23 protein-coding genes and 1 riboswitch are annotated in these 26367 nt (G+C 68.7%); of the genes, 11 read left to right on the top strand and 12 right to left on the bottom strand.

Annotation, left to right across the window (positions count from 1 at the left end; genetic code table 11):
* Positions 1–89: 89 nt before the first annotated feature.
* The gene (gene xseA, locus R2601_RS13080; RefSeq protein WP_007799128.1) at positions 90–1622 is read left to right on the top strand and encodes an exodeoxyribonuclease VII large subunit; all 1533 of its coding nucleotides are present in this window, start codon (positions 90–92) and stop codon (positions 1620–1622) included.
* Positions 1623–1712: 90 nt separating this feature from the next.
* Here the strand turns inward: xseA and R2601_RS13085 are convergent, their stop codons facing one another.
* Positions 1713–2108, bottom strand: a complete 396-nt coding sequence (locus R2601_RS13085) for a hypothetical protein (RefSeq protein ID WP_007799132.1) — start codon at positions 2106–2108, stop codon at positions 1713–1715.
* 288 nt (positions 2109–2396) lie between these two features.
* On the opposite strand from R2601_RS13085, the gene R2601_RS13090 reads away from it, so the two are divergent.
* Positions 2397–2594 (top strand): hypothetical protein, encoded by a 198-nt coding sequence (locus R2601_RS13090; RefSeq protein ID WP_007799134.1) that lies wholly within the window; start codon positions 2397–2399, stop codon positions 2592–2594.
* Positions 2595–2663: 69 nt separating this feature from the next.
* Here R2601_RS13090 and R2601_RS13095 read toward each other — a convergent pair whose 3' ends face one another.
* A complete protein-coding gene (locus tag R2601_RS13095) occupies positions 2664–3695 on the bottom strand; it encodes an alkane 1-monooxygenase (RefSeq protein ID WP_007799135.1) in 1032 nt (343 codons plus the stop codon).
* A gap of 25 nt (positions 3696–3720) precedes the next feature.
* Positions 3721–4629 (bottom strand): lytic transglycosylase domain-containing protein, encoded by a 909-nt coding sequence (locus tag R2601_RS13100; protein ID WP_007799136.1) that lies wholly within the window; start codon positions 4627–4629, stop codon positions 3721–3723.
* Positions 4630–4729: 100 nt separating this feature from the next.
* On the opposite strand from R2601_RS13100, the gene ftsY reads away from it, so the two are divergent.
* Entirely contained in the window at positions 4730–6118 is a 1389-nt protein-coding gene (gene ftsY, locus R2601_RS13105; RefSeq protein WP_007799138.1) for a signal recognition particle-docking protein FtsY, read from the top strand.
* Between the two features lie 54 nt (positions 6119–6172).
* Here ftsY and R2601_RS13110 read toward each other — a convergent pair whose 3' ends face one another.
* Positions 6173–6667: an MgtC/SapB family protein gene (locus tag R2601_RS13110; RefSeq protein WP_007799140.1), complete on the bottom strand. Its 495-nt coding sequence runs from the start codon at positions 6665–6667 to the stop codon at positions 6173–6175.
* A gap of 108 nt (positions 6668–6775) precedes the next feature.
* Between R2601_RS13110 and R2601_RS13115 the strand changes: the two genes are divergently transcribed.
* Positions 6776–7378, top strand: a complete 603-nt coding sequence (locus R2601_RS13115; RefSeq protein WP_007799141.1) for an inner membrane-spanning protein YciB — start codon at positions 6776–6778, stop codon at positions 7376–7378.
* Positions 7379–7479: 101 nt separating this feature from the next.
* Here R2601_RS13115 and R2601_RS13120 read toward each other — a convergent pair whose 3' ends face one another.
* On the bottom strand, positions 7480–8781 hold the full coding sequence (locus tag R2601_RS13120) for an MFS transporter (protein ID WP_007799142.1): 1302 nt from the start codon (positions 8779–8781) through the stop codon (positions 7480–7482).
* 261 nt (positions 8782–9042) lie between these two features.
* Between R2601_RS13120 and R2601_RS13125 the strand changes: the two genes are divergently transcribed.
* Complete coding sequence (locus tag R2601_RS13125; RefSeq protein WP_007799143.1) at positions 9043–11226, top strand: DEAD/DEAH box helicase; 2184 nt, start codon at positions 9043–9045, stop codon at positions 11224–11226.
* A gap of 77 nt (positions 11227–11303) precedes the next feature.
* Here the strand turns inward: R2601_RS13125 and R2601_RS13130 are convergent, their stop codons facing one another.
* The 7 genes from R2601_RS13130 to R2601_RS13160 form a co-directional block, all read right to left on the bottom strand.
* A complete protein-coding gene (locus R2601_RS13130; RefSeq protein WP_007799144.1) occupies positions 11304–12233 on the bottom strand; it encodes an AEC family transporter in 930 nt (309 codons plus the stop codon).
* A 371-nt stretch (positions 12234–12604) separates the two neighbouring features.
* Positions 12605–13405, bottom strand: coding sequence for an MBL fold metallo-hydrolase (locus R2601_RS13135; protein ID WP_007799145.1), 801 nt, complete (start codon positions 13403–13405; stop codon positions 12605–12607).
* Positions 13402–14208: a TatD family hydrolase gene (locus tag R2601_RS13140; protein ID WP_007799146.1), complete on the bottom strand. Its 807-nt coding sequence runs from the start codon at positions 14206–14208 to the stop codon at positions 13402–13404. Before R2601_RS13140 ends, R2601_RS13135 begins: the two co-directional genes overlap by 4 nt.
* Before the next feature lie 108 nt (positions 14209–14316).
* Positions 14317–15066: an ABC transporter ATP-binding protein gene (locus R2601_RS13145; RefSeq protein WP_007799147.1), complete on the bottom strand. Its 750-nt coding sequence runs from the start codon at positions 15064–15066 to the stop codon at positions 14317–14319.
* Positions 15063–16040 (bottom strand): FecCD family ABC transporter permease, encoded by a 978-nt coding sequence (locus R2601_RS13150; RefSeq protein ID WP_007799148.1) that lies wholly within the window; start codon positions 16038–16040, stop codon positions 15063–15065. The genes R2601_RS13145 and R2601_RS13150 overlap by 4 nt, the downstream gene beginning before the upstream one ends.
* A complete protein-coding gene (locus R2601_RS13155; protein WP_110740013.1) occupies positions 16037–16873 on the bottom strand; it encodes an ABC transporter substrate-binding protein in 837 nt (278 codons plus the stop codon). The genes R2601_RS13150 and R2601_RS13155 overlap by 4 nt, the downstream gene beginning before the upstream one ends.
* A complete protein-coding gene (locus R2601_RS13160) occupies positions 16860–18722 on the bottom strand; it encodes a TonB-dependent receptor plug domain-containing protein (protein ID WP_007799151.1) in 1863 nt (620 codons plus the stop codon). The genes R2601_RS13155 and R2601_RS13160 overlap by 14 nt, the downstream gene beginning before the upstream one ends.
* Before the next feature lie 150 nt (positions 18723–18872).
* Positions 18873–19060, bottom strand: a riboswitch (cobalamin riboswitch).
* Between the two features lie 693 nt (positions 19061–19753).
* Between R2601_RS13160 and mraZ the strand changes: the two genes are divergently transcribed.
* From mraZ to R2601_RS13190, 6 genes are all read left to right on the top strand, one after another.
* The gene (gene mraZ / locus R2601_RS13165; protein WP_083793931.1) at positions 19754–20263 is read left to right on the top strand and encodes a division/cell wall cluster transcriptional repressor MraZ; all 510 of its coding nucleotides are present in this window, start codon (positions 19754–19756) and stop codon (positions 20261–20263) included.
* A 1-nt stretch (position 20264) separates the two neighbouring features.
* The gene (gene rsmH, locus R2601_RS13170; protein WP_007799155.1) at positions 20265–21257 is read left to right on the top strand and encodes a 16S rRNA (cytosine(1402)-N(4))-methyltransferase RsmH; all 993 of its coding nucleotides are present in this window, start codon (positions 20265–20267) and stop codon (positions 21255–21257) included.
* Complete coding sequence (gene ftsL, locus R2601_RS13175; protein WP_007799157.1) at positions 21257–21601, top strand: cell division protein FtsL; 345 nt, start codon at positions 21257–21259, stop codon at positions 21599–21601. The genes rsmH and ftsL overlap by 1 nt, the downstream gene beginning before the upstream one ends.
* Positions 21598–23388: a peptidoglycan D,D-transpeptidase FtsI family protein gene (locus R2601_RS13180; RefSeq protein WP_007799159.1), complete on the top strand. Its 1791-nt coding sequence runs from the start codon at positions 21598–21600 to the stop codon at positions 23386–23388. The genes ftsL and R2601_RS13180 overlap by 4 nt, the downstream gene beginning before the upstream one ends.
* A 63-nt stretch (positions 23389–23451) precedes the next feature.
* A complete protein-coding gene (locus tag R2601_RS13185) occupies positions 23452–24936 on the top strand; it encodes a UDP-N-acetylmuramoyl-L-alanyl-D-glutamate--2,6-diaminopimelate ligase (protein ID WP_007799161.1) in 1485 nt (494 codons plus the stop codon).
* Entirely contained in the window at positions 24933–26366 is a 1434-nt protein-coding gene (locus R2601_RS13190; RefSeq protein ID WP_007799163.1) for a UDP-N-acetylmuramoyl-tripeptide--D-alanyl-D-alanine ligase, read from the top strand. The genes R2601_RS13185 and R2601_RS13190 overlap by 4 nt, the downstream gene beginning before the upstream one ends.
* The last annotated feature ends 1 nt before the right edge of the window (position 26367 follow it).

Raw genomic sequence — 26367 nt, forward strand, 5'->3', positions numbered from 1 at the left:
CGCGCGCGCCGGCAAACCGCCCCTCGCGGGCGCGAAATCGCGCTTGGAAGGCATTTTCTTCCCCGTGCCGCGCCGCTAGTCTGCGCCACATGGATCTTCTCGACGACGACACCGGCAACACCCCCGAATTTTCCGTCTCCGAACTCTCGGGGGCGGTCAAACGCACGATCGAGGGCGAGTTCGGCCATGTTCGCGTGAAGGGCGAGGTCGGGCGGGTGTCGCGGCCGCGCTCGGGCCATATCTACCTCGACCTCAAGGATGACCGCTCGGTGATCTCCGGCGTGGTCTGGAAGGGCGTGTCGGCGCGGCTCGAGACCCAGCCCGAGGAGGGCATGGAGGTGGTCGCCACCGGGCGCCTCACCACCTTCCCGGGCCAGTCCAAGTACCAGATCGTCATCGAGGACATCCGCCCGGCCGGGCTCGGCGCGCTGATGGCGATGCTCGAGAAGCGCAAGGCGCAACTGCAGGCCGAAGGTCTCTTCGATCCCGCCCGCAAACAACCCTTGCCTTACCTGCCCGAGATCATCGGGGTGGTGACCTCGCCCTCGGGCGCAGTGATCCGCGACATCCTGCATCGTCTGCGCGACCGCTTTCCGCGCAAGGTGCTGATCTGGCCGGTGGCGGTGCAGGGCAAGTCCTGCGCCCCCGAGGTCGCCCGCGCCATCGAAGGCTTCAACGCGCTCAGCCCGGGTGGTGCGATGCCGCGGCCCGACCTGCTGATCGTCGCCCGCGGTGGAGGCTCGGTGGAGGATCTCTGGGGCTTCAACGAAGAGATCGTGGCGCGCGCCGCCGCCGCCTCCGACATCCCGCTGATCTCTGCCGTGGGGCACGAGACCGACACCACGCTGATCGATTACGTCTCGGACCGCCGTGCGCCGACCCCGTCCGCCGCCGCCGAGATTGCCGTGCCGGTGCGGATGGAGCTGCTGGGCTGGACCGGCGAGGCCGGCGCCCGCATGACCCGTGCCATGGGCCAGCGCATCGAGCTGCGCAGCCAACGCCTGCGCGATCTCTCCCGCGCGCTGCCGCGGGCCGAAACCCTGCTCGATCAGCCGCGCCAGCGCCTCGACCTGCTGGGCGAGCGCCTGCCGCGCGGCCTGATCCGCGGCACCGAGCAGCGCCGCGTCGTCCTGTCCGATGCGGCGGGCGCGCTGCGCCCCTCGCTTCTGTCGCGGGTTATCGCCCATGGTCGCGAATCCTTGGGCCGCCGCACCGACCGCCTGTCGCTGCGCCCCATCGAGCGCGAGATGCGCCAGGGCCGCGAGCGCCTCGCCACGCTGACCCGCCGCCTCGACGAGGCCGGCACCCGCCGCCTCGAGACCCCGCGGGGCACGCTCGACGGGCTCACGCGCTTGCTTGAGACGCTGAGCTACAAGGGCACGCTGCAACGCGGCTACGCGGTGGTGCGCAGCGGCGAGAACGAGATCCTGACCCGTAAGTCCGCAGCCGAGGCTGCCGCCTCGCTCGAGATCGAGTTCGCCGATGGCCGCCTGTCGCTCGGCGCCCCGGGCGCGGCCTCCGCCCCGGCCAGCGCCCCGACCTCTGCGGCCAGGTCCAAACCCGCCGCGGCGCGCCAGAAACGCAAGCCCACCGACACACCGGACCAAGGCAGCCTGTTCTGAGCCCGAGGGCCGGTCACGGCGCCCCTGTCTTCTCTGGTTGAAAAATACCTCGGGGGAGGCCGCGCTCGCGCGGACGGGGGCAGCGCCCCCTCAGACCCCGATCTCGGGGCCGAGGCACATCATCGGGGCCTCGTCCTGACGCGCCTCGTAGAGCACCGTGCTTTCGGGGTCGTTCTCGAACACCGCCCTGAGCCCCGAGCCCTCGCGGAAAAAGCTCCAGCATTGCGGGGTCGGTTGGTCGTCGTAGACGAAGCAGATCTGTCCTGCGTCCTCGTACCAGAGGCCGTCCTTGCACTTGCCGTCAAGGAAGGACCAGCGCACGCGGCGGTCGGGGAGGTATTCCTCGACCCCGTAGGCGCTGCCGGCGAGCCCGAAATACAGCGTCTTGCCGAGGGTGTAGCGCTCGAACTCGGCGCCGCTCATCGGCTCGGCGGCGAGGCCGGGCAGGGGCAGGCACATGAGGAGGAGCAGGAGGATCTGGCGCATGGTCCAACCCTGCCAGAGCTTGCGCGCCCGGGGAAGGGGCATGCGCCATCAGGTTGGCCAATCCGAGCGAAAATATCGGGTTTGACTGCGCCCGAGCCAAGCAAAAGACTCGGGATTTGAAGGCTGAGTAATTCTATCAACCATATGAATTCATTGAAGAAAAATCTTGACGGTCTGGCCGGGAGCACCTATCTAACACTCAACGCCAGCCAGCCACGCACCCAGCGAAACGCCCGGTCCGCAGCCCGCCAGCGATTTTCCCGATTTTGCCCCGGAAGGAGTCCAGCCATGGCCACTGCAGCCTGCAAGACCTGTGCATTCTACGAAGATCACGTCGCCAACGATGCCCACACGCTCGACGATGCGGGCCTGTGCCGCGCCAACCCGCCGGTGAGCCAGACCCAGCCCGACAGCCGCGGCCTGTGGCCGGTGGTCAATGCCACCGACTGGTGCGGCAAGTTCGCCACCGGCTTTGCGGCCGAGTGAGGCCGCAGCGCCTTTCATGACATACGGCAACGGGGCGGGCCATCGCGGCCCGCCCCGTTGCGTTTGGCCTCAGGCGCCGCTCCAGCGCCGGGCGCGGCGATCCATCAGGCGCCGCCAGACCGGCGGAATGAGGGCGAGCACCGCCATGACTGGCAGCGCGTGCGGCAGGATCGGCATCGCATCCCGGTCGATCTCGAGCCCCGGATAGGGGCGGGCCGGGCGGGCATGGTGGTCGGAATGGCGCGGGGCGTTCAGCATCAGCGCCGAGGAGGCCGGCATCGGGGCGTTCCAGCTGTGCTGCGGCCCCACCGGCTCACGCCGCCCCGGGGCCAGCTCCCGCCGCCGCAGCCCGTAGTGCTGCACGTAATCCGACAGCAGAAGCTGCGCCTGCGCGTAGGCGCAAAGCCCGAACAGCGCCAGCATCCCGGCGCCGCCCGCCAGCAACCATGCCAGGCCCAGCGACAGCACCGCGCCACCTGCATAGATCCCATAGGGATGAAGCCCTCGGCGCGATGAGGCGCGGCGGCGCAGCGCGGTCTCGGCGCGTAGTCCCTGCCGGAAGCTGCCGATCCAGGCGCGTGGCGCGAAGGCGTAGTAGCTCTGTCCCAGCGGCGCCGAATTGGGGTCGGCATCGGTGGCCGCATGCACGTGATGCACCCGCAGGTGCGCCGAGACGTGGTGGCCGAAAAGCAACGAGGAATAGACCGCGATGCCCAGTCGGCGCAGCCGGCGGTCTGGGCGGTGGATCAGCTCGTGGGCGTTCGAGTTGCCGACCTGCCCGAGAAACAGCGACAGCGCGAAGAACAGCGCCACGCGGGCTGTCGCGTCGTGCCCGCCGCCGCCGGAGATGGCCCAGACCCCGCCGTAGAGCAGCGGAAAGTGCAGCAGCCCCAGCGCAACGGCAAGCCCGTCCCCGGCGGGAAATTCCTCACCCGGATGGTCCGGGGCCGCGAGTGCGGTCAGCTTGTCCAGCGCGAACACCCCGACGGTGATCCCGAGCAGCGCCGCCAGCGCCCAGACATCGCTCCACGCCCCGTTCGAGACGATCGTCGCGCCGAGGAGCGCCGCCATTGTCAGTGTCGCGAACGCGAAACGCGCCATCTGTCGTCCTCTCAACCGTCACGCCTCAGGAATTGCTGAACACGGCGCAGGTGCAGCCGCTTTTCTTGAGCCGCGCGCAGAGCTGGAACGCCTCGCCGCGGTCGCGCCGTCCGATCCGCGCCATCCAGTAACCGCCCTTGGGGCTGGCGCGGCTCTTCTGCCAGACGAGGTCGGGCTCCTCGCCCCGCACGAGCGAGGGGCAGATCCGCGTACGGTCGCGATATTGCGACAGCGCGCGGGTCTTCGTGGTGCCATAGGCCAGCTGCACCCCCCACGGCGCGAGGCGGGGTTCGGGCTCGGGATAGGCGGTGAGGCGGCGGTCCCGCGCCAGCTCGAAGCACGCCTCGGCGAAGGGCTTGCCGGGCTGCAGGCTGTAATCGTGGGCCTCGGGCGGGTCCTCGGCCCAGTCTTCCGCCGCGACACCGGTGATGATGCGCACATAGTCCACCGTCTCGCGGGGCAGGGCGGCAGTGCTGTCGGCCACCAGCGCCTCGGCCCGGCGCTCGCCGCCGTTATAGGCCACCGCCGCGAGGCCGGGATTGCCGAAGCGGCGGGCCAGTTCGCCAAGATACTCGGCGGAATATTCCATCGCTTCGGCGGGATTGTAGGGATCGACCAGCCCGCGCAGCTCGGCGGTGGAGGGGATGAACTGCGCGATCCCCTGCGCATTGGCATGGCTCAGCGCGTTGGGATCGAAGCGGCTTTCCTGCCAGAGGAGCCGGGCGAAGAAGCCCGGGTCGAGCCCGTGACGGGCGGCAAAATGGCCGATTGCCTGGCAGGTGTCGTGCACCGCATGGCTGGGACGGATGCACTGCACCGGCCCGAAGGCACCGGCCGAGCAGAGCGTGCCGGGCTCGTCCGGTGGCGGTGTCTGATCGGCCGCGAGCGGGCCGGTCAGGAAGAAAAGGGAGAACAGGATCGCGACACGCCACATGTGGTTCACTTGGCCTCGCGGGCCTGCGCAGGTCAACTCACACTTTTCACTGACGCCCGGGCGTATTACTTGGGGAGCAGGTACAAAAGGGGTCCGCCACATGTCCTTCTTCGGCAAGCTCAAGAGCAAGCTGTTCAAGTCGTCCTCGAAGCTCGAGGAAGGGCTCGACGCCATCGTGCAGGAGGGCGGGTCGGAAGACGCGCCCGAACCGAGCGCGCCGGAGCCCGCTGCACCGCCGGCCCCGACGCCGTCCGCACCGGAGCCGACACCCTCCGCGCCGCCGGCCCCGGCGGATGTGCCGCCGCCGCCTGCCGAGACGCCGGAGCGCCCCTCCGAGACTCCGCCGGTCGCGCCCGACGAGGCCCCGTCCGAGGCGCCAGAGGAGGCCCCCGCACCGGTCGACCCGACGCCGAGCCCGCTGCCCGACCCGGCAGAGACGCCGGAGCCGGGCCCCGACGTGACGCCGCCCGCCGATCCGATCCCGGGGCCGCCCTCCGAGATCCCGTCAGCCCCGCCGCTCGAGATGCCGGCGCCGCTCGATCCGACGCCGGTGGCACCGCCGCAGGAGACGCCGACCCAGACGCCCTCCAGCGCGCGGCCCGGCCTGCTGGGCCGGCTTTTCGGCCGCGAGACGCCGAGCGCGCCGGTGGTGCGCCGGGTGCTCGACGACGACATGCTCGAAAGTCTTGAAGAGCTGCTGATCGCCTCTGACATGGGCGTCGACACCGCCCTGCGGGTCTCGGCCAACATCGCCGAAGGCCGCTACGGCAAGCGGGTCTCCACCCAGGAGATCAAGGCCGCGCTGGCCGCCGAGGTGGCGCGGGTGATGGACCCGGTGGCCAAGCCGCTGCCGCTCTATCCCAAGAAGCCTCAGGTTGTTCTGGTGGTCGGGGTGAACGGCTCCGGCAAGACCACCACCATCGGCAAGCTCGCCTCGCAGTTCCGCGCCGCCGGCAAGTCGGTGGTGATCGCCGCGGGCGACACCTTCCGCGCCGCCGCGGTCGAGCAGCTTCAGGTCTGGGGCGATCGCGCCGGGGTGCCGGTGCTGACCGCGCCCGAGGGCTCGGATCCGGCAAGCCTTGCCTTCGATGCGATGACCAAGGCGCAGGCCGAGGGCGCGGACCTTCTGATGATCGACACCGCCGGACGGTTGCAGAACCGGCAGGACCTGATGGAGGAGCTGGCCAAGATCGTCCGGGTGATCCGCAAGAAGGATCCCGACGCGCCGCACAACACGCTTCTCGTGCTCGATGCCACGACCGGTCAGAACGCCCTGACGCAGGTCGAGATCTTCCGGCAGGTCGCGGATGTGTCAGGTCTGGTGATGACCAAGCTCGACGGCACCGCCAAGGGCGGCGTTCTGGTGGCGCTGGCAGACAAGTTCGGCCTGCCGATCCATGCCATCGGCGTGGGCGAGCAGATCGACGATCTGGCGCCCTTCGACCCCGAGGAGTTCGCCGCCGCGCTCACCGGGCTTGAGCAGGGCTGAGCGCGGGCTGATTTCCGAACGTCTGTCGAGGACCGCGTTAGCGGCCCTCGCCGCTCACTCGTCGCGCGCCTGCTCGGGCCAGAACCATGTCTCGAAGGCGCGCACGATCGTGAGTACCACAACGACGATCAGCGTCGTCATGGCTGCAAGCGGCATCTGCCCTGCGCCGCAGCCAAGCCCCACCGCGCCCGCGAGCCACAGCGACGCGCCGGTGGTGGTGTTGCGCACCTTGCCGCCGCTGGTGAAGATGATCCCGGCGGCAAGGAAGGCCACGCCCGCGGTCACCGCCTCGATCATCCGCAGCGGATCGTTGCGCTGCTCGTCTCCGCCGAACTCCATCGCTGCCAGTTCGCGCCCGAGGATCACGAAGAGGCAGGCGGCGACCGAGACGAGGATGTGGGTGCGCAGCCCGGCCGGCTTGCCACGCCGTTCGCGTTCGAAGCCGATGCACGCGGCCAGAAAGATCGCCGCCAGCAGACGCGCGAAGGCCACTGAGGGCGGCACCGCAGAAAAGGTGCCCGTGAATTCGTCTAGGATCTGCTCGAACATGTCCCCTCCGCTTTGACGTGTGGGCTCAACCCACGGTGAAGCGTCCGGGTTCCCATTGTGAAGGGGCGGGGCAGGGGCTATCTCTGCGGCGACAGAACCGGAGGCCGCATGAGCGCGAAACAGATCAACCCCTTCCTCAAATCGGCGCTCGAGATCGGCCCGATCATCGTCTTCTTCGCCGCCTACCTGCTGCTGAAGGACCGGGTCTTCACCATCGGCGGCACTGACTATCAGGGCTTCATCCTTGTCACCGCCGGCTTCATTCCCTTGATGCTTGTCTGCACCGCGGCGCTGTGGAAGCTCACCGGCCACCTGAGCCCGATGCAGATCGTCACCGCGGTGCTGATCGTGGTCTTCGGCGGGCTCTCGGTCTGGCTCAATGACGAGCGCTTCTTCAAGATGAAGCCCACCTTGATCTATCTGATGTTCGGCGTGGCACTGGGCATCGGCCTGCTGCGCGGCGAGAGCTACCTGCGCAAGGTGATGGAAGGCCTAATGCCGCTGCGCCACGAGGGCTGGATGATCCTGACCAAGCGCGTCACCGCGCTTTTCTTCGGGCTGGCGCTGCTCAACGAGGTGATCTGGCGCACCATGAGCACCGAGACATGGGTCTATTTCAAGACCTTCGGCCTGACCGCGGCGGTGTTCCTGTTCTTCATGACGCAAGGCAGCCTGTTCAAGCGCTACGGGCTGGAGCAGGAGGGCGAATAGGCCCTTGCGCTTCCTCAGATCTCTGCAAATGCAAAACGGGGCCGGCAGTCTTGCCGGCCCCGTATCGTTTCAGACGTTGGCGTCCTGGAAGGCGTCTTGTCTCAGACCTTGCCGCGGGCGCTTGCCACGATGCAGAACAGCGTCACCAGCGCTGCCGCCAGCAGGTAGTAGCCGACATAGGCAATGCCGTATGTGCCCTGCAGCCAGGTCGCGATGTAGGGCGCGAGCGAGGCGCCCACGATGCCCGCGAAGTTGAAGGTGATCGACGAGCCGGTATAGCGCACACGGGTCGGGAAGGGCGCCGCCAGCGCGGTACCGATCAGGCCGTAGGTCATCCCCATCAGCGCCATCGCCAGCGTCACGAAACCAAGGATGCGGGCCTCGTTCTCGACCATCAGCACCGGCACGAGGAACGAGAAGGCTGCAATCGCCAGCGTGGTGCCGATCAGCACCTGGCGGCGGCCCAGCCGTTCGGCGGTGAGGCCCGCCACCGGGATGAACAGGCCGAAGACGATCGCACCCCAGATCTGGATCGCCAGCGCGTCGGTGAACGGGATCTGCACGACCTTGACGTTGTAGCTCAGCAGGTAGGCGGTGCTGAGATAGAACAGCACGAAGGTCGCCAGCGCCACGAAGGTGCCGAGCACGATGGAGATCTTGTGGTTGGCAAAGAGCTCGATCACCGGGACCGCCACGCGCTCCTCGTTGTCGATGGCCTTCTGGAAGTCCGGCGTCTCGGTGATCGAAAGCCGCACCCAGAGCCCGACGATGATCAGCAGGATGGAGGCGAGGAACGGGATCCGCCAGCCCCAGCTCAGCAGGGTTTCCTCGGGCATGAACTGCAGCAGCAGCCAGAACATTCCCGACGACAGGAACAGGCCCACCGGCGCGCCGAGCTGCGGGAACATGCCGTACCAATTCTTCTTGCCCTCGGGTGCGTTCTCGGTCGCCATCAGCACCGCGCCGCCCCATTCGCCGCCGAGGCCGAAGCCCTGACCGAAACGGCAGAGCGCCAACAGCGCCGGTGCCGCCACGCCGATCTGGGCGTAGGTCGGCAGCAGGCCGATCACCACGGTCGAGATGCCCATGGTCAGCAGCGCCGCAACCAGCGTCGCCTTGCGGCCGATGCGGTCGCCGAAATGGCCGAACACGATGGCCCCCAGTGGACGGGCGAAGAAGGCGATCGAGAAGGTGGCAAAGGAGGCCAGCAGCGCCGTCATCGGGTCGCTGTTGGAAAAGAACAGCGCCGGAAACACCAGGACTGCCGCCGTGGCATAGACGTAGAAGTCGAAAAATTCGATGGTGGTTCCCACAAGGCTCGCGAGCAGAACCTTGGCAGGAGAGTTGAGCGCCGGCTGCCCCGCGGGGGCGGCCGTTTCAAATTCGGCGGTGCTGTCAGTCATTTTCTTTCTTATCCGTTCGCGTCCGGGACATATTTCTCTTGTGCATGTTCCGTTAACGCGAACACCGGCGAGTGTTAACGCCACCTTCTCTGCTCATTTTACAGTCCCGCCATGTGTCTGCTGCATTGCCCTGGGGCGGGCGGCACAAAGAAACCCGTATACAAACGCCCGCATCTGCGTTAGAGGAGCGCCTTCCTGACGCGATGCGCCCTTCTTGAGTCGGCCCGTTCCGCGTCCCACTTCCTCGCAGATCGGCCTCCCATGATTCAGACCCTTTCCGATGCGCTCGCAGAGCGTGGCTATGACACGTTGACCCCCGTTCAGGAGGCGGTCACCAACCCCGACCTTCAGACCTCCGACCTTCTGGTCTCGGCCCAGACCGGCTCCGGCAAGACCGTGGGCTTCGGCCTCGCCATCGCGCCGACCCTGCTCGACGAGGCCGGGATGCTGGGTGAGGCGAGCCTGCCGCTGGCGCTGATCGTGGCGCCCACGCGCGAGCTGGCCTTCCAGGTCAAGCGCGAGCTCGAGTGGCTCTATGCCAAGGCAGGCGCCCGCGTCGTCTCCTGCGTCGGTGGCATGGACATGCGCGACGAGCGCCGGGCGCTGGAGCGTGGCGCGCATATCGTCGTCGGTACTCCGGGGCGCCTGGTCGACCACATCCAGCGCGGCTCTTTCGACATGAGCGCGCTGCGCGCCATCGTGCTCGACGAGGCCGACGAGATGCTCGACCTCGGCTTCCGCGAGGATCTCGAGTTCATGCTGGGCGAGGCGCCGGAAGAGCGGCGCACGCTGCTGTTCTCGGCCACCGTGCCGCCGATGATCGCCACGCTGGCGCAGCTTTACCAGCGCGATGCCGTGCGCGTGACCACGATCTCCGAGCGCAGCCAGCACGCCGACATCACCTATCAGGCGCTGCGCGTGGCACAGCATGACGCCGAGAACGCCATCATCAACATGCTGCGCTACCACGATGCGCAGAACGCCATCGTCTTCGCCAACACCCGCGCCACGGTGAACCGGCTGACCGCGCGCTTCAGCAACCGCGGCTTCGCGGTGGTCTGCCTTTCGGGCGAGCTCAGCCAGACCGAGCGCAGCCACGCGCTGCAGGCGATGCGGGACGGCCGCGCCAAGGTCTGCGTCGCCACCGACGTGGCGGCGCGTGGCATCGACCTTCCCAACCTCGAGCTGGTGATCCATGCCGAGCTGCCCTCGAACACCGAGGGCCTGCTGCACCGCTCCGGCCGCACAGGCCGGGCCGGGCGCAAGGGCATCTCGGCCCTCGTGGTGCCGCCGAAGCTCACCAAGAAGGCCGAGCGCCTGCTGAAATGGGCCAAGGTCACCGCCGAATGGATCGAGGCGCCGAGCGCCGAGGAGATCCTGCGCCGCGACGAGGAGCGCCTGCTGGCCGATCCCACCTGGTCCGAGGAGATCACCGAGGACGAGGCCGGGTTCGCCGCGCGCCTGCTGGCCGAGCAGTCGCCCGAGACCGTGGCTGCCGCCTATCTGCGCCTCTACCGCGATCGCCACTCGGCGCCCGAGGAGCTCTCGGCACCGGATGCGCGCCCCGAGCGCCCCGAGCGCAAGGAGCGCGCGGCGTTCGGCCCGAGCCGGTGGGTTGCCCTGTCGGTCGGCCGCGATGACCGTGCCGAGGCGCGCTGGCTGCTGCCGCTGCTGTGCCGTGCCGGCGGGCTCGACAAGGATGCCATCGGCGCCATCCGGGTGCAGGACAGCGAGACCTTCGTGGAACTCTCCGAGCCGGTGGTCGAGGGCTTCCTCGGCGGTCTCGGCGACGGCAGCACGCTCGAGGACGGTGTGACTGTACGCGCCGTCGAGGGCACGCCGGAATTCGCCAGCCGCCCGCCGCGCCGCGACGGCCCGCGCTCCGACGGTCCCCGCAATGACCGCCCGCGCAAGGACGGCCCGCGCAAGCCGCGCCCCGAGGGCGATGCGCCGGCGCGCAAGCGTCCCGATGGCGAGGCCTGGGGGGCCAAGGGCGGCTCTGCCAAGGGCGACAAGCCGAAGGGCAGCTTCAAGCGCGACGACCGTCCCAAGGGCGACAAGCCCAAGTACGACAAGCCGCGCGGCGATAAGCCCTGGGGCGACAAGCCGCGTGGTGACCGTCCGAAGAGCGACAAGCCCTGGGGGGACAAGCCCCGCGGCGAGGGTGGCAAGGACTGGAAACCGAAGCGCGATGGCGAGGGCGGCGGCAAGCCCTTCAAGTCCAAGCGCCCTGGCGAGGGCCGTGACGGCCCGTCCAAGGGCTTCGGCGGCAAGCCGGGCGGGCGTCCGGCGCGTCCGGCGGCGCAGGGTGACAAGCCCAAGCGTCCGGCCAATGCCGCCGACACCTCGCAGCGCTTCGACCCGACCGGCCGCGCCTCCAAGGGCGCGCGCCCGGGAAAGCCGCGCCAGGGCGGCATGCAGCCGCCGAAGCGCGGCAAATCCTGACGCGCCAGGCGTGACGAATTGAAAGGGCCCCGTCCGGCTGGACGGGGCCCTTTGTCATTTCAGGATGTCAGGCTGGCTCAGGGCAGAAGGTGCAACCACACCCAGCTGGTGAAGAGACACAGGCCGGTGGCCAGCAGCACCGAGGACGCGGCGACGCGCTTGGCCCGGCCATACATGTTGGCAAAGACATAGGCGTTCACCCCTGGTGCCATCGCCCCGGTCATCACCGCCGAGCGCAGCGAGTCGGTCGAGAGGCCGAAGCCGTGGCCGAGCGCGAAGGTGATCGCCGGGTGCAGCGCCAGAGAGATCGCGCAGACATAGAGGATGGTCCGCAGGTCGCCCTCGGGGCGGTAGCGGAACAGCACGCCGCCGAGCGCGAAGAGCGCCGCCGGCAGGGCGGTGCGGGTGATCATGTCGAGCGCCTGCATCACCGGGGCGGGCAGGGTGACGTTGCCGAGGTTGAAGGCGACGCCGATCATGATGCCGATCACCAGCCCGTTGCGGAACATGGCGCGGCCGACGGTCAGCGGCAGATGGCGCAGTTCCGTTCCGCGGGCGCGGGCGATCTCCATCGCGGTGATGCCGAGCGCGTAGCAGAACGGCGAATGCATGGCGATGATGGCGTAATTGCCCGAGAGCGCATCCGGCCCGTAGGCGCGCTCGGTGATCGGCAGGCCGAGCAGCAGTGAATTGGAGAACAGGCAGGCAAAGCCGATGGCGACGGAATCTTCCCAGTCGCGTCCAAAGATGTAGCGCGCCCCGAGCAGACCGGCGACGAAGCCGCTGGCGGCCCCGAGATAGAAGGAGATCAGGATCGGCGGGGAAAAGTTCGTCCCGAGGTCGAGCTGCCAGATCGCGGTGAAGAGCAGGCAGGGAATGGCGATGGTCTGGGTGAAGCCCATCAGCCCGTCGACCGCATTGTCGGGCAGCAGGCCGCGCCAGCTGGCGAGGTAGCCGGCGCCGATGACCAGGAAGACCGGCAGAATGATGTCGAAAAGAGCTTGCATGTCAGTCTCTTGCGAAGAGGTTTTGCGCCGCGCTGCGCGCGTCGCCGGGGGCGCGCCGGTTTGGCGCTGCGCCCGGGTCCCGGCGGCGGGAGGGCCGGTCGGGGCGGAGTTGAGTATTTGCGACGTAGAGAAGATGGTGGCGCGACGTGAGGCGGCGAGGGGGGCGTGCTTGTCGGGACGCGCTGGTGTCCCGGCGGCGGGAGGGCCGGAGAGGGCGGATGTGAGTATTTGGGACGTAGAGAAGATCAGGACGCGGCGCGGGGAGGCGAAGGCGGCGCGGTTTGTGAGCGTGGGGGAGCACGCTCCTGGTCCGGTGGCGAGGTTTGCTGAGACGGGTCTTGTGAGGCTGCGGGCTTCGGGCGTGGTCGGTCTCAGAGCGCATAGCGCAGGACCATGCCGTCATAGGCCGGGCGGATGTGATCCGGGGTCTCGGCGGCGACGATGTCATGGTCGAGATCGATATGCATGTTGGTGAGCACAGCCTCTTTCGGCTGCGCCTTGGCGATCCATTCCAGCGCGAGGTCGAGATGCGCGTGGGTCGGATGCGGGGTGCGGCGCAGCGCGTCGAGGATCCAGCAGTCGAGCCCCTGAAGATGCGCCCAGCTGGCCTCGGGGATGCGGATCACGTCGGGCAGGTAGGCGACGTCGGCGATGCGGAAGCCGAGCGCGTCGATGCTGCCGTGGTCGACCTCGAAGGGCGTGAGCGTGATCGGGCCGCCGGCGCCTTCGATTGTGAACGGCCCGTCGCCGATCGTGTGCATCTCGAGGATCGGCGGGTAGGGGCTGCCTTCGGGCTGCACGAAGGCGTAGCCGAACCGCGCGAAGAGCGCGTTCTGGGTGTCGCCATCGGCCCAGACCGGCAGCCGGTCGCGCCGGTTGAAGACGATCTGGCGCAGGTCGTCGAGCCCGTGCGTGTGATCGGCATGGCTGTGGGTCCAGGCCACCGCGTCGAGATGGCCGATGCCGGCGTCGAGCAGCTGCTGGCGCATGTCTGGCGTGGTGTCGATCAGCACCCGCGTGGTGCCTTGGGCACCGTCGCGCTCGACCAGCATCGAGCAGCGCCGCCGTGTGTTTCGCGGGTTGGCCGGGTCGCACTCGCCCCAGTGGCCGCCAAGGCGCGGCACGCCGCCCGAGGAGCCGCAGCCCAGGATGGTGAAACGCAACTCGCTCATGCGGTCTCCGGGGCCCAGGCGGCGGCCTTGGCGAAGAGGCGCTCGAAGTTCGCTTCGGTGGCGCGGGCGAAGTCGTCGTAAGACAGGCCGAAGGCCTCGGCGCCGACCCTGGCGGTGTGCACGGTGTAGCCGGGCTCGTTGCGCTTGCCGCGATAGGGCGGCGGCGCGAGATAGGGACTGTCGGTCTCCACGAGGATGCGCTCGAGCGGTGCGCTCGCGAAGATCTCGCGCAGCTCTTTCGACTTCGGAAATGCCGCGATGCCGGACATCGACAGGTAGAAGCCGCAATCGAGCGCCGTTTTGGCGAGCTCCGGGGAAGAGGAGAAGCAATGCATCACGCAAGCATAGGGCCTGGCGCGGTAGGCCTCGGAGAGGATTTGCGCCATGTCATCGTCGGCGGCGCGCGCGTGGATGATCAGCGGCAGGCCGGTTTCCTGCGCCGCCTCGATATGAATGCGCAGCGAGGTTTTCTGAACCTCGGCGCTCTCGGCGGTGTAGTGATAGTCGAGACCGGTCTCGCCGATGCCGACGAATTTCGGGTGCTGCGACAGGGCGACCAGTTCGCCCACGGACGCCAGCGGCTCTTCGGCGGCGCTCATCGGGTGGGTGCCGGCGGCGTAGAACACCGGGTCGTTGGCCTCGGCGATGGCGCGCACCTGCGGCTCGTTGCGCAGGAGGGTGCAGATTGTCACCATGCGGTGCACGCCGGCGTCAACGGCGCGGGCGATGACGTCCGGGCGCTCGGCGTCGAAATCCGGGAAGTCGAGGTGACAGTGGCTGTCGGTGATCAGGGGAGTGGTCATGGTCATGTCCTTTGCGCCGGTTGTGGGGGATGGCGCCGGCAGGGTCAAGCGGATGCGGCTGGCGTGCTGGCGCTGCGGGGCGGGGCGCTCACGCGGCGGGCAGGCGGCTCAGCCCAGCACGTCGAGCGCCTGTAGCAGCGGGCCGTCCGCGGTGTCCAGCATGTGGCCGCGCAGGTGGAAGACCTCGGCCAGCCGGGCCTCGCTCAGCACCTCGAGCGGCGGGCCGTCGGCGGCGATGCGGCCGCGATCGAGCAGGATGAGCCGGGTACAATGGCGCGCCGCCAGCGTCAGGTCGTGCAACGAGACGAGCACCGCGTGGCCCTCCTTTGCGAGGTCCTGAAAGACCCGCAGCGTGGCGATCTGCGCCGCCGGGTCGAGCCCGGCGATGGGCTCGTCGGCCATCAGCAGCGGCGCCTCCTGCGCCAGGGCGCGGGCGATCAGCACGCGAGCCTGCTCGCCGCCCGAGAGCTCGGTGGCGCGGCGCTGTGCGAAGGCGGTGAGGCCCATGCGATCAAGGGCGCGCAGGACGGCTTCGGCGCGCAGGTCTCCGGCGCGGCTGTCATGCGGCAGGCGGCCAAGCGCCACCAGCGTCTCGACGGTCACCGGCCAGGCGATCTCGCGCGCCTGCGGCAGCCATGCGGCGGCGCGGGCGCGCTCGCGGGCGGGCAGGTCGGTGAGCGAGGAGCGGCCCTCGTGCCTCATGAGGCCGAGGGCGGCGCGCATCAGGGTGGTCTTGCCGGCGCCGTTGGGGCCGATCAGCCCGACGCATTCACCGGGCGCGATCTGCAGGCTGACGCCGTCGACCACCGGGCAGGGGCCGCGCTTGACCGTCAGCGCCTCGAGCGACAGCAGGCTCATCCGCCCCTCCGTGTCTTGTAGATCAGGTGCAAAAACAGCGGAGCGCCGATCAGCGCCATGACCACGCCGAGCTTGAGGTCGCGCTCGGGCAGCACCAGCCGCACCGCGATGTCGGCGGCGAGCAGCATCGCCGCGCCGCCGAGCGCCGAGGCCCAGAGCAGCCGGGAGGGCCGTGCGCCGCAGAGTGGGCGCAGCAGGTGCGGCACCACGAGGCCGACGAAGCCCATCGCACCGGCCACTGCCGTCGCGGCGCCAACGGCGGCGGCGGTGCCGAAGAGCAGCTTCAGGCGCAGCGCCGTCATCGACACGCCAAGCGCCTGCGCCCCGTCCTCGCCCAGCGTCAGCGCGTCGAGCCCACGGCCCAGCGTCAGCAGCACCGCGGCCCCGATCGCCACCAACGGCGCAGCAAGGGCGAGGTGGTTGAGCGAGCGGTCGGCGACCGAGCCCATCATCCAGAACACGATCTCGAAGGTGGCATAGGGGTTCGACGAGAGGTTCAGCGCCAGCGACGTCAGCGCGCCCGCCAGCGCCGAGACCGCGATGCCTGCGAGGATCAGCGTCAGCGAGCCGCCGCGCGGGCCGGCGAGCAGCAGGATCAGCGCCACCGCGGCAAGCGCGAAGAGCAGCGCCATCAGCGGCAGGGCGAGCGCGAAGGCCGCCGACAGGCCAGTCTGCAGCGCGAGCACCGCGCCGAGCGCCGCGGAACCCGAGACGCCGATCAGCCCCGGTTCGGCCAGCGGATTGCGCAGGTAGCCCTGCATCGCGGCGCCCGAGAGCCCGAGAGCGGCACCCACCAGCGCGGCGAGTGCGGTGCGCGGCAGGCGGATCTCCTGCATCACCATGACATGCAGCGGATCGCCATTGCCCAGAACGCCGCCGAGCACGGCGGAGAGCGGCAGCGGCGCATATCCCAGCGACAGCGAGGCGAGCAGCAGAGCCAGCACGAGGGTCGAGAGCGCGAGGGCCAGTTTCATCGGGTGGCCTCCCAGTCGCGGCGCAGGTTGCGCATCGCTTCGACCGCATCAAGAACAAAGGGCGTGCCACAGATCCAGTTCTGCCCGTCGGGGATCTCGTGCAGGGTGCCGGTGGACCGCAGTACCGGGTGCTGCAGCAGCGCTGTGGCCTGCGCCGGGCTGTCATAGGGCTGGCCCACGAGGATCATGTCGGGCTGCGCGAGCACCAGTTCCTCGAGCGGCAGCCGGCCGCCATAGGGCAGGCCGCGCGACTCGGAGATGTTCGCCATCCCGGCAGCGGCAAGGATCTCGCCGGTGAGCGACTGGACCCCGGCGGTCTCGTTGAAGGGCAGGTAGTAGGCCACGACCGGGCGTGTCTCGGGGGCATCGCTCAGCTCGGCGAGGCGGGCGTCGAAGTTTGAGAGCAGGGCGTCGGCCTCGGTCTCGCGCCCGAGCAGGGTGCCCATGCGCAGGATGTTGTCGCGCACATCCTCGAGGGAGTTGGCCGGGTTGAAACGTTCGACGCGGTAGCCGAGCTGGTCGAGCATGTCGGTGGCGGCGCGGGCGGTGAAGTTGCCGGCGAGAACGAGATCGGGCTCGAGCAGGGCGATCTCCTCGGCATGGGCGTGATTGGCGGGCAGGGCACCGGCCTCGCGCGCCATCGCCGAACTGCGCGGGTCATGCGCGAGCGGCGAGACCGAGATCAGCTGGCCGGGCGCCGCGAGCAGCAACGCGAGCTGGTCGGTGCAGACGTTGAGAGAGACGACGCGGGCCGGGCCCGCGTCGTCGGCCGCCGCCGCGCCTGCCATGAGGAGCAGGGCGGCGGCGAGCGTGGTGGGCCTAGAAGCGCGCACGGATCCCCGCGTAGTAGGCGCGGCCCGTGGTCTGGTAGTCCGGCACGATCTGGTAATCCTCGTCAAAGAGGTTCTCGATGCGGACGTAGCCCTCGAAGCCGTTGCCGAAATCGTAGCTCGCCTGCGCGTTGACCACAGTGTGATCGTCGCTTTCGTCCTGAACCGTCACGCCCCAGGTTTCGGCATAGTCGGCCTTGTGCACAACGCTGAGGCCTGCGCGCAGCTGGTCGGTGATGTCGGCATCGAGGCGCATGGCGAGATCGTAGCGCGGCACGCGTGCCAGCGGATCATCGTCGTCGTCGCGCGCATCGGTGTAGGTGTAGCTGCCCGAGAGCGTGAAGCGGTCGCCGAGCGGCACGCTCCCGGCAAGCTCGAGGCCCTTCGACACGGAGGTGCCGGAGACCTGGGCGTAGCCTGTCCCCTCGTATTGGATCAGGTCGTCGATCTCGGTGTAGAACCAGGTCGCGCCCAGCGTGGCGCCATTTGCAAAGGCATAGTCCGCGCCGATCTCGCCACCGCGGCTGGTTTCCGGCTCGAGGCCGTCATTGCCGTAGGACGGGCTGTAGAGCTCGTAGAGCGACGGGGCACGATAGCCCTTGGCGAGGGCGCCGCGCAGCGTCAGCGCCTCGGTGGCACGCCAGGACACGGTCGCGCGACCGCTCCATTCGCCGCCGAACTCGGAATGATCGTCGTGGCGCACGGTGACCACGGCATCGACATCCGGCGTGAAGGCCCAGGCAAGCTCGGCATAGGCGCCGGTGTTGTCGATCGACTCGCTGTTTTCCGCGGTGCCGACGCGCGAGAAGAAGGCATCATAGACCGGAGCGCTGAAATCGGCCTCTTCGAGGCTGTGATCGGCGCCGAAGCTCAGGCTGCGGCCGGCGGCGAATTCCCATGTGCCGCTATAAGTCCACTTGTCGCGGGTCGAGCCGAAGCTGTCACTCCAGCCGGCGGCGTCGGTGTCACGGTCGATCTGGTAGCGCGAGTAGGCTAGCTCGTGCGCCACGGCACCGGTCTGCAGCTGGGCATAGGCGCGCAGGCCATAGCTCTCGGTGTCGGTCGTGCCACTCTCGGGGGCGGTCCAGTCGTTGGAGTCGTAGTCGCCCTCGGCGTCGAAGCGGAAGCCCGAAAGGCCGACGCGCAGATCCGGTGTCGCCTGGAAATAGCTGTCGAAGGCCAGCTGGGTCGCCGCAAAACCATCATCCTCGTCGTAGTCGTCGGCCTCGACCGCCGAGAACCCGTCGGTCACGAAGCGCGTCGCGCTGAACGCGACACCGGCACGCTCGGTCGCGGCGCCGTAGCTCAGGGCCGCGCTCTTGGTGTTGTAGGTGCCGGCCTCGGCGCCCACCTTCGTGGTCTGGCCGGGCTCTTCCGGCGCACGGGCGAGGTCGATCGCGACGATCCCCGCGACCGCATCTGCACCGTAGAGCGCCGACTGAGCACCTTTGAGCACCTCGACGCGGCTCACGCCGCCGGGAAGGATGTTGCCGAAGTTGAAGCTGCTCTGCGTCGACGAACTGTCGGTCACTTCGATGCCGTTGATATAGACCGGCGCATAATAGGAGGGCAGGCCGCGGATGCTGACCGCGCTGCTGGTGCCGGGGCCGCCATTGGTTACGACGTTGACGCCGGGCAGCGTGTCGAGCGTATCGGCCAGCGTGGTCTCGGGGCTGTCGTCCAGATCGCGCTCGGTGAGGACCGACACCGAGGTGCCGGTGCGGCCGAGCTCGAACGGCGTGCTGTTGGCATAGAGCGTCAGCGTCGGGAGTTGGTAATACTCGGCATCCTGCGCGAGCAGGGGCGTGGTGCTCAGAGCGAGCACCGAGGCGGAGGTGAGGACATGCTTCATCCCTGTCCATCCTTTCCATGTCGGCCCTTCAGGCAGAAGGGCGGCTGTCGTGGTGTTCGCGGAAAGAGAGGACGGAGTCCGGATCCCGTGAACGGTGCGGATGTCACCACGAACGGAAAGACCGTACCCCGAAGCGCAGCCCCGCGCATGGGGAGGGTGATCACCTTGGCAGGTCTCCTGACTTGCGGGTCATCGCGCGACGCGGGCCTTCCCGGGCGTTTCGCCCAGTGGCATATGCCGGTCGCACTCACCGCTCACAGTTGCGGGGGCAGTCGCGGGTTTGCACCGCGTTCCCTATTCTCCGGACAAGGCCCGGAACCGAGGCCCGCTCCGCTTAATGCGGCGCGTCGCACCACACAAGTGCTTCCTTGGTGCCAGCCGCCGGGCGCGTGGATTCGGGGCCGCATGGGAATGGATGGCACCGCGCATGGGATTGCATGGAACTGATTTGGGAAATACTGCCCCCGCGTGGGTCAGAGCGCGCATCACGGCCGGATTTTCAGGTGATTCATCGGGTCTGGTGCGCCCGAATCCGGGTTGATCTCAGGAGGCCTAAATTCGTGTGTTTCGCAAGAAAACATTTTTGGGATTTTGCGGCCCGTGACATCCTCACGACAGCGTGACTATATGTAGTTGCGTGCAGGTTCCCGCTTACCACATGTTTGTGAGATTTTGTCGAATGGGCCTCTACATGTTGTTTTCCACAGGGGGTGTGGACAAGAACTTGTGCTTTCTCCCGAAATTCCCCGTTGCCTCCCATGAATTCCCATGACATACCTTTAACCACGATGAGGGACGGGACAGAGGGCAAAAAACAAAGCCCCGGCAAACACCCACAATAATAAAAGAGCAGGTTCATACAGGCACCCGCCCTCATCGAAACACAGAGATCCGGCGCGCGAGCGAGCAGACATCCCCCCCAGGTGGCGCGCGCAGCTGGACCAGCCCGCACAGCGGGTCAAGGCGGCGGGTTGATCGGTGGCAGCAGATCAACCCGCCGTATTTCGTTTCAAGGGGCGTGAGTAGGGACAGTGGGCCGCAGGCTGAGGTTCAGAGGCGAAAGTCGGCACAAGGTCGACAGCAAGGGCAGGGTGTCCATCCCGGCCTCTTTTCGCCGTGTGCTTGAAGCCGGTGATCCCGACTGGACCGAAGGTCTGAGCCCCAATTTCGTGATCGTCTACGGCGACCAGCGCCGCAAGTATCTCGAATGCTTCACCATCCAGGAAATCGAGGCCATCGAGGACCGCATCAGCAACATGAAGCGTGGCTCGCGCAAGCGGCGCCTGCTCGAGCGGCTGATCTCGGGCCAGTCGGTCACGTCGAGCGTTGACGACACCGGTCGGATCGTGATTCCTGTCAAGCTGCGCGACAAGATCGCGCTCGAGAACGAAGCGCAGTTCATCGGCACCGTCGACACCTTCCAGATCTGGGAGCCCGCGGCCTACGAGGCCGATCTCGAGGAGACCGAGGACGAACTGGCCGATTTTGACGGCGACCCGCTGGAACTGCTCGATGAAGACGATGAGGACGAGGAGATCTGAGATGGCACCTGCGGCGGATCAAGATAACGGCGCGCCGCATGTCCCGGTTCTCCTGCGGCCGCTTCTGAAGGCCGTGGCGCCGGTCAGCGGCACCTGGGTCGACGGCACCTTCGGGGCAGGGGGCTACGCCCGCGGTCTGCTCGAGGCCGGGGCCGACAAGGTGATCGGCATCGACCGCGATCCGCTGGCACACCAGATGGCGCAGGCCTGGATCGGCGACTATGGCGACCGGCTCGAGCTGGTCGAGGGCAATTTCGCCGACATGGACAAGGTTATCAGCGGCGCCGACGGGGTGGTGCTGGACCTTGGTGTGTCGTCGATGCAGCTCGATATCGCCGAACGCGGGTTCTCGTTCATGAAGGACGGTCCGCTCGACATGCGCATGGAGCAGTCGGGCGAGAGCGCCGCCGATCTGGTCAAGCGGCTCGACGAGACGGCGCTGGCCGACGTTCTCTATACCTATGGCGAAGAGCGCGCCTCGCGCCGCATCGCGCGGGCCATCGTGAAGGCCCGCGACCAGGAGCCGATCGAGACCACGGCGCGGCTGTCTTCGATCGTCGAGGCCTGCCTGCCGCGTCCGAAGCCCGGCCAGTCGCATCCGGCCACCCGCAGTTTCCAGGCGCTGCGCATCGCGGTGAACGACGAGTATGGCGCGCTCTGGCGCGGGCTGATGGCGGCCGAGCGGGCGCTGAAGCCCGGCGGCTGGCTCTGCGTCGTCACCTTCCATTCCGTCGAGGACCGCATGGTCAAGCGCTTCTTCCAGGCGCGCACCGGCCGCCTCGACACCGTCAGCCGCCACGCCCCGGTCACCGAGACCGAGGCGCCGCGCTTCGAGCTCCTCACCCGCAAGGCCGTCGGCCCTGATGACGAGGAACTCGCCGCCAATCCGCGCGCCCGCTCGGCCCGGCTGCGGATCGGAAAACGCACCGACGCCGCGCCCGGCGAGATCGGCGCGGACAAGCTCAACATGCCTCAGCTCAAGGGGAAACGCTGATGCGGACGCTGCTCTACGTGACCACGTTCCTCGGCCTGATCGGCCTCGCCTTCTGGGCCTATCGCGAGAATTACGAGACCAAGGCGGCGCTCGACAATGTCGAGCGCCTGCACCGTGACATTGCCGACGCGCGCGCGAGGCTGGCGATCCTCAAGGCGGAATGGGCCTATCTCAACCGCCCCGACCGGCTGCGGGATCTGGCCGAGATCAACTTCCCCCGGCTCGAGTTGCTGCCGATGCGGCCCGACCAGTTCGGTCGCGTCGATCAGGTCTCCTACCCGGTGACCCAGCCGCTGGTGGTGATGGAGCCGATCGACGTCTCGAGCGCGGGGGCAACGCAATGACCCGCACGCCGCTCCGCCCGCTCGCCCGCATTCTCGAGGCTCGCCAGAAGGGCGAGAACCCCGACGCCATCGAACGCGAGAACCTGCGAATCCGCCACGAGCAGATGCGCGACAAGGCGCGGGTCCGGGCCGAGGGCCGCCTGCTGGTGATGAGCGTGATGTTCCTCGTGGCCTTTGCCGTGGTCGGCGCCCGCATGGGCATGCTTGCCGCCTCCGAGCCGGCCGAGCCGCGCGCCCATGCCAGCGGCGCCTCGATCATCGCCAGCCGCGCCGACATCACCGACCGGCACGGCCGCATCCTCGCGACCAACATGGAGACCCACTCGCTCTACGCCCACCCGCAGCAGATGATCGAACCGCTGCGCGCCGCCAAGGAGCTGAAGGCGATCTTCCCGGATCTCGAAGAAGAACGCCTGGTGAAGGATTTCACCGACCCCAAGCGCAAGTTCCTTTGGGTGAAGAAGAAAATCAGCCCCGAGCAGATGCAGGCGGTGCACGATATCGGCGAGCCGGGCCTGCTGTTCGGCCCGCGCGAGATGCGTCTCTACCCCAACGGCGCGCTGGCCTCGCACGTCATGGGCGGCGCCAGCTTCGGGCGCGAGGGTGTGGCCTCGGCAGAGGTGATCGGCACCGCCGGCATCGAGAAGTTCTTCGACGCCGAACTGCGCGACCCGGCTCGTGGCGGGGCACCGCTGGAGCTGTCCATCGACCTATCCGTGCAGGCCGCGAGCGAGCGCGTGCTCGACGCCGGGATGCGACTGCTCAACGCCAAGGGCGCCGCTTCGGTGCTGATGGACGTCCATACCGGAGAGGTGATCTCGATCGCGTCGCTGCCGGATTTCGACCCCAACGACCGCCCGCGCCCGCCGACCTCGGGCAGCCCTTCGGACAGCCCGCTGTTCAACCGTGCTGTGCAGGGGGTCTACGAGCTGGGGTCGACCTTCAAGATCTTCGCGGCGGCGCAGGCGATGGACCTGGGCCTCGTGCGGCCCGACACCATCATCGACACCCGCCCGCCGTTCAAGGTCGGCGGCCACCGCATCGGCGAGTTCGAGGGCCACAACTACGGCGAGATCCCGGTCGAGGAGATCATCATCAAGTCCTCGAACCGCGGCACCGGCAAGATGGCGCTGGCCATCGGCATCGACCGCCAGCAGGACTTCCTCAAGAAGCTGGGCTTCTTCGAGCCGACACCGCTCGAGATCGTCGAGGCGGCGGGCGGCAAGCCGCTGCTGCCGGCGCGCTGGACCGATCTGTCCTCGGTGACGATCTCCTATGGCCACGGCCTGTCGTCCTCGCCGCTGCACCTCGCGGCGGCCTATTCGGCCATCGCCAATGGCGGCACGCTGGTGAAGCCCACGCTGCTCAAGCAGCAGGGCGCACAGTTCGGCGACCGGGTGATGTCGCCGCAGGTGGCGGCGGCCTCGCGCGACATGCTGCGCAAGGTGGTGAGCACCGGCACGGCAAGCTTCGGCGAGGTGCCGGGCTATCACGTGGGCGGCAAGACCGGCACCGCCGACAAGCCGCGCGAGCAGGGCGGTGGCTATTACAAGGACAAGGTCATCGCCACCTTCGCCGCGATGTTCCCGGCGCATGATCCGAAATACGTGCTCATCGTGACGCTGGACGAGCCGGTCGAAACCTCGGGCTCGAAGCCGCGCCGCACCGCCGGCTGGACCGCCGTTCCGGTGGCCGCCGAGATGATCGGCAGGATCGCGCCGCTTCTGGGCTTGCGTCCGGATTACGATATGGGAGAAGTGGCAGAGGTCACGCTGGTCCGGCAGTGACGCCGCCACGGGCTCCCGCCGGATCCGGACCTCCCTAAACCACCAAACGCTTCGGGGGCAGATATGAGCGGTGAGGAAAAGAGCCTGTCGGATCTCGGCCTGACGGCCCGCGGCGGCCGCGACGCCCGGGTCACGGGCATTTCGGTCGACAGCCGCGCGGTGATGCCGGGCCATCTCTTTGCGGCGATGCCGGGCACCAAGGTGCACGGCGCAACCTTCATCGACACTGCGCTGGCGCAGGGCGCCGTGGCGGTGCTGACCGATGCCGAGGGGGCGCGCCTCGCCGAGGCGGCACTGGCCGAGAGCGACGTGGCGCTGGTGATCGCCGCCGAGCCGCGCGCGGCGCTGGCCTATGCCTGCGCGCTGTTCTTCGGCGCGCAGCCGGCGACGATGGTCGCGGTGACGGGCACCAACGGCAAGACCAGCGTGGCGAGCTTCGTGCGCCGGCTCTGGCAGGAGCTGGGCTACCGCGCGGTCAATCTCGGCACCACCGGGGTCGAGGGCGACTGGCAGGCGCCACTGCGACACACCACGCCCGAGCCGATCACCCTGCACAAGGCACTGGCCGAGGCCGCGAGCGCCGGCGTCGAGCACGCCGCGATGGAGGCCTCTTCGCACGGGCTCGACCAGCGCCGGCTCGACGGCGTGCAGCTGGTTGCGGCGGGCTTTACCAACTTCACCCAGGACCACCTCGACTATCACGCGGACTTCGAAGAGTACTTTGCCGCCAAGGCCGGTCTCTTCGCCCGCGTGTTGCCCGAAGAGGGCACCGCGGTGGTCAATATCGACGATGCCCGCGGCATCGACATGCTCGCCATCGCACGCGCCCGCGGGCAGGAGGTGCTGACCGTGGGCGAGAGCGAAGGCGCCGACCTGCGCCTGCTGGGCCAGCGCTTCGATGCCACCGGGCAGGAGCTGCGCCTGAGCTGGCATGGCGTGGTCGAGCAGCTCCGCCTCAACCTCATCGGCGGCTTCCAGGGGCAGAACGCGCTGGTCGCGGCGGGCCTCGTGATCGCCTGCGGCGCCGAGGCCGAGGACGTGTTCCGCGCGCTGCCCCGGCTCGAGACGGTGCATGGCCGGATGCAGCTCGCCGCGACCCGCGACAGCGGCGCGGCGGTCTATGTCGATTACGCCCACACGCCCGACGCGGTGGCCACCGCCATCAAGGCGCTGCGCCCGCATGTCATGGGCCGGCTGATCGCCATCGTCGGCGCCGGCGGCGACCGTGACGCCGGCAAGCGCCCGCTGATGGGCCGCGCCGCCGCCGAGAACGCTGATCTCGTCATCGTCACCGACGACAACCCGCGCTCCGAGGATCCGGCGGCGATCCGCGCGCAGGTGCTCGAGGGGGCGCCCGAGGCCACCGAGGTGGGCGACCGCGCCGAGGCGATCCTGCGCGGTGTCGATCTGTTGCAGCCGGGCGACGCGCTGCTGGTCTGCGGCAAGGGCCACGAGACCGGGCAGATCGTCGGCGACACGGTCTATCCGTTCGACGATGTCGAACAGGCCAGCGTGGCCGTGGCGGCGCTGGACGGGAGGGGCCTGTGACACTCTGGACGGCCAAGGACGCGGCTGCCGCCACCGGCGGGCAGGTCGCGGGCGACTGGGAGGCCAACGGCGTCTCCATCGACACCCGCACGATCGCCAAGGGCGATCTCTTCGTGGCGCTGAAGGCGGCGCGGGACGGGCATGATTTCGTGGCGCAGGCGCTGGAGAACGGTGCGAGCGCGGCGCTGGTCAGCCGCATCCCGGAGGGCGTGGACCCGGCGAATCTGCTGATCGTGGATGACGTGCAGGCCGGGCTCGAGGCGCTGGGCCGCGCCGCGCGGGCGCGCACGCGGGCCAGGGTCGTGGCGGTCACCGGCTCGGTCGGCAAGACCTCGACCAAGGATATGCTGCGCGTGGTGCTCGGCGCGCAGAGCCGCGTGCACGCCGCCGAGAAGAGCTACAACAACCACTGGGGCGTGCCGCTGACACTGGCGCGGATGCCCGAGGATGTGGATTTCGCAGTCATCGAGATCGGCATGAATCACCCCGGCGAAATCGCCCCTCTGTCGGACATGGCGCGCCCTGATGTGGCGATGATCACCATCGTGGCGCCGGCGCACCTTGCCGCGTTCGAGAGCCTCGAGGGCATCGCGCGCGAGAAGGCGGCAATCTTCGAGGGGCTGGAGCCCGGCGGCACGGCGGTGGTGAACGGCGATCTGCCAGTCTCGCCGCTGCTGGTGGCGGCCGGGGAGGCGAGGGCCGCGCATGTGATCACCTTCGGCGAGGCCGAGGGCAACCATCACCGTGTCACCCATGTCGATATCGGCGACAGCACCACGGTGGTGCAGGGCCGGGCCTGGCGCTCGCCAGTGCTGTTCAAGGTCTCCGTGCCGGGGCGGCATTTCGCGGTCAACGGCATGGGCGTGCTGGCTGTGGCGCATGCGCTAGGGCTAGACCGGGCTCTGGCGGTCACCGCGCTGGGGCAGTGGACCGCTGGCGCCGGGCGCGGCCAGCGCGAGACCATCCTGCTCGACCCGGTGGAGACCCATCTCTCTCTCGAGCTGATCGACGACGCCTACAACGCCAACCCGGCCTCGCTCGCCGCCTCGCTCGAGGTGCTGGCGGGCGCAAAGACCCGAGACGGGGTGGGGCGCGTCTCGCATGGGCGGCGCATCGCCTATCTCGGGGACATGAAAGAGCTCGGCGCCACCGAGGCGGCATTGCACCGCGCGGTGGCAGATCTGCCGGCCATGGAACGGATCGATCTCGTGCATTGCGTTGGTCCGCTGATGCGCACCCTGTGGCAGGCGCTGCCGCAGCACAAGCGCGGCCACTGGACCGAGACCGCCGATGGCATGGCGGCGCGGGTGCGGCATGATATGGATGCGGGCGATGTCGTGCTGGTGAAGGGCTCGCTCTCCACCGGGCTCGGGCGCGTGGTTGACGCGATCCGGCGCATGGGCGTATCCCCCGCGGGCGGCAACGGGTAAC

Origin of the sequence: Salipiger bermudensis HTCC2601 (genome assembly GCF_000153725.1) — a bacterium.
Lineage (GTDB): Bacteria > Pseudomonadota > Alphaproteobacteria > Rhodobacterales > Rhodobacteraceae > Salipiger > Salipiger bermudensis.